Origin of the sequence: Roseateles sp. (assembly GCF_049240545.1) — a bacterium.
Classification (GTDB): domain Bacteria; phylum Pseudomonadota; class Gammaproteobacteria; order Burkholderiales; family Burkholderiaceae_C; genus Paucibacter_A.
The window spans coordinates 92,278-100,439 of sequence record NZ_JBMLSK010000017.1 but is presented as its reverse complement, the minus strand read 5'-3'; the positions used below and the strand labels follow the sequence as shown (position 1 = coordinate 100,439).

7 protein-coding genes and 1 pseudogene are annotated in these 8,162 nt (G+C 61.9%); 2 read left to right on the top strand and 6 right to left on the bottom strand.

Features of this window, described 5'->3' with window-relative positions:
* On the top strand, positions 1-217 hold a 217-nt coding region (locus ACOVRJ_RS01465), incomplete at its 5' end, for a YqhA family protein (RefSeq protein WP_422042130.1).
* Between the two features lie 27 nt (positions 218-244).
* Positions 245-1,189, top strand: a pseudogene (locus tag ACOVRJ_RS01460) (sodium:calcium antiporter).
* Positions 1,190-1,967: 778 nt separating this feature from the next.
* Here the strand turns inward: ACOVRJ_RS01460 and ACOVRJ_RS01455 are convergent.
* From ACOVRJ_RS01455 to ACOVRJ_RS01430, 6 genes are read right to left on the bottom strand one after another with little or no spacing between them, the layout of a single operon-like run.
* Positions 1,968-2,312, bottom strand: coding sequence for a Na+/H+ antiporter subunit G (locus ACOVRJ_RS01455; protein WP_422042129.1), 345 nt, complete (start codon positions 2,310-2,312; stop codon positions 1,968-1,970).
* Positions 2,313-2,320: 8 nt separating this feature from the next.
* Complete coding sequence (locus ACOVRJ_RS01450) at positions 2,321-2,620, bottom strand: K+/H+ antiporter subunit F (protein WP_422042128.1); 300 nt, start codon at positions 2,618-2,620, stop codon at positions 2,321-2,323.
* Positions 2,617-3,126: a Na+/H+ antiporter subunit E gene (locus tag ACOVRJ_RS01445; protein WP_422042127.1), complete on the bottom strand. Its 510-nt coding sequence runs from the start codon at positions 3,124-3,126 to the stop codon at positions 2,617-2,619. The genes ACOVRJ_RS01450 and ACOVRJ_RS01445 overlap by 4 nt, the downstream gene beginning before the upstream one ends.
* Complete coding sequence (locus tag ACOVRJ_RS01440) at positions 3,123-4,760, bottom strand: monovalent cation/H+ antiporter subunit D (protein ID WP_422042126.1); 1,638 nt, start codon at positions 4,758-4,760, stop codon at positions 3,123-3,125. Before ACOVRJ_RS01440 ends, ACOVRJ_RS01445 begins: the two co-directional genes overlap by 4 nt.
* Complete coding sequence (locus tag ACOVRJ_RS01435) at positions 4,757-5,113, bottom strand: Na+/H+ antiporter subunit C (protein ID WP_422042135.1); 357 nt, start codon at positions 5,111-5,113, stop codon at positions 4,757-4,759. Before ACOVRJ_RS01435 ends, ACOVRJ_RS01440 begins: the two co-directional genes overlap by 4 nt.
* 8 nt (positions 5,114-5,121) lie before the next feature.
* Positions 5,122-7,956, bottom strand: coding sequence for a monovalent cation/H+ antiporter subunit A (locus ACOVRJ_RS01430; RefSeq protein WP_422042125.1), 2,835 nt, complete (start codon positions 7,954-7,956; stop codon positions 5,122-5,124).
* Between the last annotated feature and the right edge of the window lie 206 nt (positions 7,957-8,162).

Genomic DNA, 8,162 nt, shown 5'->3' with positions numbered 1-8,162 from the left:
CCATGTGAACGCCTCGGTGCTGAAGGTCAAGCTGGCCACCGCCATCATCGGCATCTCATCCATTCACCTGCTCAAGACCTTCATCAACGCCGAGAACTACACCGAGAAGACGCTGATGTGGCAAACCATGATTCACTTCACCTTCTTGCTCTCGGCCTTGGCGATTGCCTACACCGATAGGTTGCTGAGCGGCCCCGCGCACAGCAAATCTCATTAAAGAAGCAGAACTCCTGATGCTGACACTCTGACTCTTTTTGCTTGGTCTGCCGCCTTGGTTTGTGGCGCCGAGCTATTGGTTCGCGGTGCCAGCAAGCTGGCCTTATCGGCTGGCATCTCGCCCTTGATGGTGGGACTGAGCGTGGTCTCCTTGGGCGCCAGCGCGCCCGAAGTGGCGGTGTCGATCGGTGCCGCCCTGGACGGACTGCCTGACCTTGCCGTCGGCAATGTCGTCGGCAGCAATATCTTCAATGTGCTGTTCATTCTGGGCATCTCGGCGCTGATCGTGCCCCTGACCGTTCACGCACAGTTGATGCTGGTGCGGCAGTCGCGTCGCGAGTCGAAGGAAACGCAGGACGAGTTCAGCGACGAGTTGCCTGCTGAAACCCAGTGGGACAAGCATTGGGCAATGCAGATTCTGTTGATCGCGGCCGGTCTGGGCCTGCTGGTGTTGGGCTCCAACTGGCTGGTCGATGCCGCCATTACCGTGGCCAAGAGCCTGGGGGTCAGCGACTTGGTGATTGGCTTGACGATTGTGGCCGCCGGCACTTCAATGCCCGAGCTTGCCACATCCATCATGGCGGCCATCCGAGGCCAGCGCGACAACGCCATTGGCTAAGTGGTGGGCAGCAATGTCTTCAATATCCTGGGTTGTCTGGGACTGAGCACGCTGATTGCGCCGGCCGGCGTCCCGATGGCGGCTTCGGTGCTGAGCTTCGAGATCTGGGTGGTGCCGGCAGTCCCACTGGCCTGCCTGCCGGTGATGCTCAGCGAGCGCGAGATTGCCCGTTGGGAGGGCCTGGTGTTCATTGGCTATTGCGTCGCCTACACCGCTTACTTGATCCTGATGAGCCAGCAGCATGATGCGCTGCCCATGTTCAGCAACGTGATGCTGATGTTCTTCTTGCCGCTGACCGCGGTAACCTTGATTGCCAGCTTGCTACGCAAACCGGTCGGGGCGATCAAGTCGTAGAAGAGAATCGCCCAATCCGCTCGCAGCGCGCTCGGAAAGCAATCCCAGAGTCTGACTAGGATTGGAAATCAAGGGACCCAGTCGGCCTGATTACCCGCTGGATTTGGAAATCTGCTTCGTGCCCGGAACGGACTGTTGGGCTTTACGCGTGAGGCACAGCAGCCCGGGCCGGCGCCGAACTCACTCCAGTCGCTGCGCTCGTTTCGTTCAGACATGCGGCGCCAAGTCAGATGTTGAAGCGCGCTGCGCGCGCGCCCCAATTCGCTGCGCTGCTCAGCCCCTCACAAATCGCCCTGCAAGGACCCGGACTGCCGTGCGCTTGTATCGAGAACGCACTGCCTCGACACCCTTGCCTAAAGCCCACGTCGATTTGACTCGGCCCGCCGACGGGCGATTTGTGCCCGGCCGAGAGCGCAGCGGAGCGGGTCAGGCGCGCGCAGCGCTTCAATACCTGACTTGGCGGCACTTGTTCGAGCGAAGCGAGTTTGCCGCCGCTGACCCGCGCAGTGAGCACCGAGGGGAGTCGGCTCGTCAGAGCCGACCCGGGCACCATGAGCACGGCGGCGGGCCGAGTCAAAGCGCGAAGCTGAGCAGCAATCAGACTTCCGGTTTGGGCACGTTGCAGTCACCGTCAACTTGCCAACTCAAGCTTGTCATGCACACGTCGGACCGTTGGTTTTACTCACGAGGCCGACTAGCAGATCTTGCACAAATCAGATCGGTTTCAAGGCGCACAAGTCACCTCGCTCAAAAACTGAAAATGCAAACAGCCGGGAAATCAAGGCCGCGGATGCCCCGGCGGCAGCCCGGCCTTGGAGGGCACGCGCAAATGCAGCGCCGCTTTGGCCAAGAGATTGGCCGACACCGGCGCGGTGATGAACAAGAACAAGGTGATCAACAGTTCTTGCAAACCGAACTGCTGCTGGGTCCAGTGATAGCCCAAGCTCGCCAGCAAGACCCCACCCACGCCCAAGGTGGTGGCCTTGGTCGGGGCATGCAAGCGCATGAAGAAGTCCGGGAATCGCAGCATGCCGATCGCACCGATGAGGGCAAACAAGCCGCCGATGACCAGAAACAGGCTGATCGCGACTTGCGCCAACCAATGGATTTCAAGAGGAGCCATGAGCTTGCTTACTCCAGCACGTCGCCGCGGCTGAGGTAGCGTGCCAAGGCCACCGTCGACGCGAAACCCAACAAGGCGATGATCAGCGCCGCTTCGAACAACAGGGCACTGCCCTCGCGCAGCCCTTGCAGCACCACCAAGGCCACCACGTTCACATACATGGTGTCGAGCGCCAACACCCGGTCGGTGGGTTCAGGGCCTTTCAACAAGCGCCAGCTGGTCAGCAGCAGCGCCAAGCCCACGGCACCGGTGGCGAAGTTCAAGGCCCAGGCCAGCAAGGGCCAATCAAAGAACAAGCTCGTTGTCATTCAAAAATCTCCAGCAAAGGCTGCTCGTAGCGCTGCTTGATTTGCGCGACCATTTCGTCGGTGTTGCTGCAGTCCAGCGCATGAACCCAGATTTCATGCGTCTCGTCGTCCACCACACAAGACACGGTGCCCGGCGTGGTGGTGATGATGGTGGCCAAGAGCATGATGGGGCCGGGCTGACGCAGCGCCAAAGGCACCCTCACCCAAGCTGGCTGCGGCTTAGCGCCAGGCGCCAGCACCAGCCGCGCCACGGTGACGTTGGAGACCACGATGTCCCACAACACAATGCCACTGAAACGCAGCACGAGCGCCCAGCGTTTGGGTCGCATGGCCGGCCCCAAAAGCCCCTGCAGCAAGCGCGGCAAAGCCACGCTCAGCAGGGCGGCCATCATCAAATGGGCCACGCTCAGGCTTTGCTGCATCAGCAACCAAACCAGAAACAACAAGACCGACAAAGCCGGATGGCTGAACCAAGTCTTGCTTGCGGCGGATGACGCTTTCTTCATGGTTTCGCCTCCTGAAGCGGACTGGGCGAGCTTGGCTGAGCCGAATCACGGTAAGGTCGCGTGGTCGGCGGGCTGCCTTGCGCACCATAAGCGCCCAACGCCGCCGCAGCGTAGGCCGAGCGATCGGTCAGCTGCTCAGCCGCCGCCTGGGTGTACCGCTGAATCGGCGCTGCGGCGAGGCTGAGCACAACACTGGCACCCAGCAAGATGCAGGTCGCCAGCACCAGCTTGGGGCTGCCGCCTGCGCTGACACTGGCCGGCACATCCTGTCGCACATGCCAGAACAAAATACTGCCCGCCCGCGCCAGACCCAGTAGCGTGAGGAAGCCCACCAGCAGCAACACCGTCCAGACCACAGGGGCCCAAACATGGGTGCTAGAGGCCTCCAGCAACATCAACTTGCCAATAAAGCCCGGCAAGGGAGGCAAGCCTGCCGCAGACGCCGCCGCCAGCAGCAGCATCAAGCCCAGCAGCGTCGGCTGAGCCACCGGTGCAGCGGGCACCAGTTGCCCAGCAGCATCGCCCCGCTGCGCCGCCACCAACTCGGCCAACAAAAACAGCGCCGCAATCACCAAGGTACTGTTGAGCATGTAGTACAGCGCCGCCCCCCAAGCCGGGCTGCTGTACAAACCCAGGCCGGCCAAGACCGTCCCGACCGAGGCCACGGTCAGCCAGGCCACCAAGCGCGCCAGAGTCTGGGCCGCCAAGGCCCCCAGCACCGCCAACACACTGGTCGCCAGAGCCAGCGGCAACAGCACCGGCGCAACCGCAAAGGCACTGGCACCGCCGATGTCACCAAAGGTCACGCCATGCACACGCCAAATCGCATAGACCCCGACCTTGGTCATGATGGCAAACAAAGCTGCCACCGGCGGACTGGCCGCCGCATAGGTGGCCGGCAGCCACAGGGCCAGCGGCATCAAAGCCGCCTTGAAGCCAAAAACCACCAACAGCAACATCGCCGCCACCTGCAAAACGGCGGCATCGGGCGCGCTGACGGCCGGCACACGCAGGCCCAAGTCGGCCATATTGAGCGTGCCGGTCTTGGCATAGATCAGCGCCAAGCCGATCAAGAAAAGGGCCGATGCGACCAGGTTCAAGACCACGTAATGCAGGCCCACCCTAAAACGCTGCGCCCCTTGTCCATGCACCATCAGCACATAGGAGGCGATCAGCAAGACCTCAAAAAAGACGAACAGATTGAACAGGTCGCCGGTGACAAATGCGCCGTTCAATCCCATCAGCTGAAACTGGAACAGGGCATGGAAATAGTGCCCATGGGCGTCCCAACCGCCGGTGGCGTACCAAAGCACCGGCAAGGCCACACAGGCACTCAAAACCAGCATCATGGCGCCCAGTCGGTCCACCAGCAAAATAATGCCAAATGGCGCCGGCCAGTCACCCATGCGGTAGGTGATCAGTTCACCCTCGGCGGCACGCAACAGCAAGGCCAGGGCCAAGATCAGGCCCAAAGCCGTCGAAGCCAGCCCCAGGCGGCGCGCCCACAAGAGCTTGTGATGCCCGTGGCCGCCGTGGCTGTCGCCGCCATGGTCACCCAGCAGCAAGAGCATCATGGCCGTGAGCGCCGGCAACAAGACCGGCAAAACAGCCATATGAGCATCAAACCAAGTCATCGACCGGCCCTCACCGCTTCAGCCTCGACGGGCTCTTGGGCATCCACATGGTCGCTGCCGTTCTCATGACGGCTGCGCAGCGCCAACTCGATGACAAAGCCCGTGGTCGCGAAGCCGATCACGATGGCCGTCAGCACCAAGGCCTGCGGCAAGGGATCCGCCACCAAGGCGGCGCCCTGCCCCAGAATCGGCGCCGCGCCGGCCCACAAACGCCCCATGGCGAAGATGAAAACATTGACCGCATAACCGATCACGCTCAGCCCCAGCACCACAGAGAAACTGCGGCCGCGCAACAAAAGATAGATGCCGCAAGCCGTCACCCAGCCAATGCCGCTGGCGAGCAAAAACTCCATGGAAATCGTCACTTGCCGCCCCTCCGCTTCACTGTTTTGCGCGTGTCTTTGCTGGCCGAGCCCAGCACCGAAAGCATCAACATCGTCGATCCCACCACCGTGATGTAAACGCCCAAATCAAACAGTGCCGCCGTGGCCAAGGGCAACTCACCGATCAAGGGCAGAACAGGGTGACCAAAGGCGCTGGTCAGGAAGGGTCGGCCGAACAAGAAGGCGCCCATGCCCGTGAGACAAGCGATCAAGAGCCCGATGCCAATCCAGCGCACATAAAGACGACCACCCTGGGCATGCATCAAGGCCTCGGCCCGCTGCTGGCCATTCGCCATGTATTGCAAGACCAAGGCCACGCCGGTCACCAAACCGGCAATGAACCCGCCGCCCGGCAAGTTGTGGCCGCGCCAATAGATATAAGCCGAAGCCAGCAAAGCCAGCGGCAAAACAAGCCGCGCCACCACACGCAGCATCAAAGGCTCGCGGGCATAACTCCAAGCCCGCCCTGCAAGATCCGTCGCGGGACGCTTGACCCTGAAACCTTCCAGCAAGGCCAAGACGCCCACCGCAGCAATACCCAGCACGGTGATCTCGCCAAAGGTGTCATACCCCCGGAAATCAACCAAGATCACATTGACGGCATTGCTGCCCCCGCCACCCGATAGCGCGTTCTCCAGGAAATACCAGGAGATCGAATCATGGTCACGGGTCAGCATCAGCCAACTCAGCCACGCCATGCCGCCCCCGCCGGCCAGCGCCAGCAAGGCATCCCGGCCTCGCCGCAAGGGCTTGGATTCAGCCTTGCCGAGCTGCGGCAGCAAAGCCAGGCCCATCAAGAGCAAGGCGGTGGACACCACATCAACCGACAACTGAGTCAGCGCCAGGTCGGGCGCCGAAAAGGCCAGAAACGCCATCGAACACACCAGCCCTATGCCACCGGCCAGAATGACCGCCACAAAGCGCTGCCGGTGCATCAAGACCAGCGCCAGACCCATCACGATCAGCAGCAGCCAAACACCGATCGCCAAGGGTGGCGCCGCTAGCAACTCACGCGAACCGGTACTCAGCCCTTCGCTGCGCAGCAAGGGCCAGGCTGACAAAGCAATGGCCGTTGCCACCATCCAGGCCGCATACCGTTGCAGCGAACCGTTCTCCAGCCCACGCGTGCAGCGCCCGGCCAAGGCGAACAAGCCCTCGATGACAGCGTGAAAGATGGCCCGGCCACTGACAGGTCCGGGCAAGTACCGATGCAGCCAGCCCTTCTTGGTGAGGCCAAAGTACAGCAGCGCGCCGCCCAGCAAGGCAATCACACTCATCAGCAGCGGCAGATTCAGACCATGCCAGAGAGCGAACTCAAAGGCCGGTGCCGGCTCGCCCAACATGGCACTGACCGCCGCTTGAACCAGCGGCGCGGCCAACCACATGGGTGCCAAGCCCAGGGCGATACAAAGACCCACCAAGACGAGCACCGGCAGCTTCATCCCCCAAGGCGGTTCATGGGGCTGTGCATGAGGCAGGTCACGCGCCGGGCCATTGAAAAAGACATCGTGCACCAAGCGCAGCGAATAGGCCGCGGAACACAGCCCTCCCAGGGTCGCCAGGACCGGAATCGCCCACGAGAGCGAGCCCCAGAAATCGGCCTGCAAGGCTTGGTCCAGCATCAGCTCTTTGGACAAAAAGCCATTCAGGGGCGCAACACCGGCCATGGCAGCGGCAGCCAACAGGCCCAAGCTGCCCACCCAAGGCATCAGCTTCATCAAGCCGCCGAGGCGACGCATATCGCGTGTGCCGGTTTCGTGATCGACGATACCGGCCGTCATGAACAAGGCCGCCTTGAAGCAGGCGTGATTGAGGATGTGAAAGACCGCCACCACCGCTGACATCGGGCTCCCCAGCCCAATCATGAAGGTGATGAAGCCCAAATGACTGATGGTCGAATAGGCCAGCAGCCCCTTCATGTCATGCTTGAAGATCGCCACAAAAGCCGCAAACACCATGGTGGCCAAACCCACGCTGGCGACGCTCACCTCAAACAGCGCCGTGCCCCCCAGCACCGGATACAGCCGGGCGAGCAAGAAGAGGCCCGCCTTGACCATGGTGGCCGAATGCAAATAAGCCGATACCGGGGTGGGCGCCGCCATCGCCTCGGGCAGCCAAAATTGGAAGGGCAGCTGCGCGCTCTTGCTGAAGACCCCGACCAAAATCAAGCCCAGTGCGAGCGGATAGCGGCTGTCAGCCTGCACCCATTCACCCTTGCTCAGTATTTCGGACAACTCATACGTACCGCAGATTTGGCCCAGCACGATCACGCCGGCCAGCAACACCAGGCCGCCGCCGCCGGTCACCGCCAAAGCCATGCGTGCGCCCTGCCGGGCTTCGTCCTTGTGGCCCCAGTAGCCAACCAGCAAGAAAGAAGAAATGCTGGTCAATTCCCAGAACACCACCAGCAGCAGCAAGTTGTCGGACATGGCGATGCCCAGCATCGCCGCCATGAACAGCATCAGCTGACTGTAGAACTTGCCCTTGGGGTCATCTTTGCCGAGGTAAAAGGCCGCGTAGAGAATGATCAAGAGGCCGATGCCCGTGATCAAGCCACCGAACAACAGCGACAGGCCGTCCAGGCGCAAGCCCAGATTCATGCCGATCGCAGGCACCCAGTCCGTATGGCTGAGAAAGACCTGACCCTGCAGCACCTCCGGGGCCATCGACACCAGCAAGCCCAGCGCAGCAGCCGCCACCGCCCCGGCCACCCAGGCGGGCGCCTGGGACAAGGGCTTGATGCGGCCCAGCCACAAGCACAAGAGGGTGCCGAACAGGAGAGGCAGGAGTACAACCGTGGCAAGCAAGTTCATCGGTTCACTTCAAATCAAGAAAGGCGGCAAACGGTCTCAAGGCCAGGCACCGAGCCAAGGGAGCCGAGGCCTGAGCGCAAAGCGCGGCCGATTGTAGGGCGCTGAACTTGAGCGTCAGCTGAACACGCCCGCCATGGCGCCAGAGCCGCTACTCCAGTGCAAACTCAGCAAGCGCCTCGACCCAAGACAGCCTCCCGCAAGCCGGC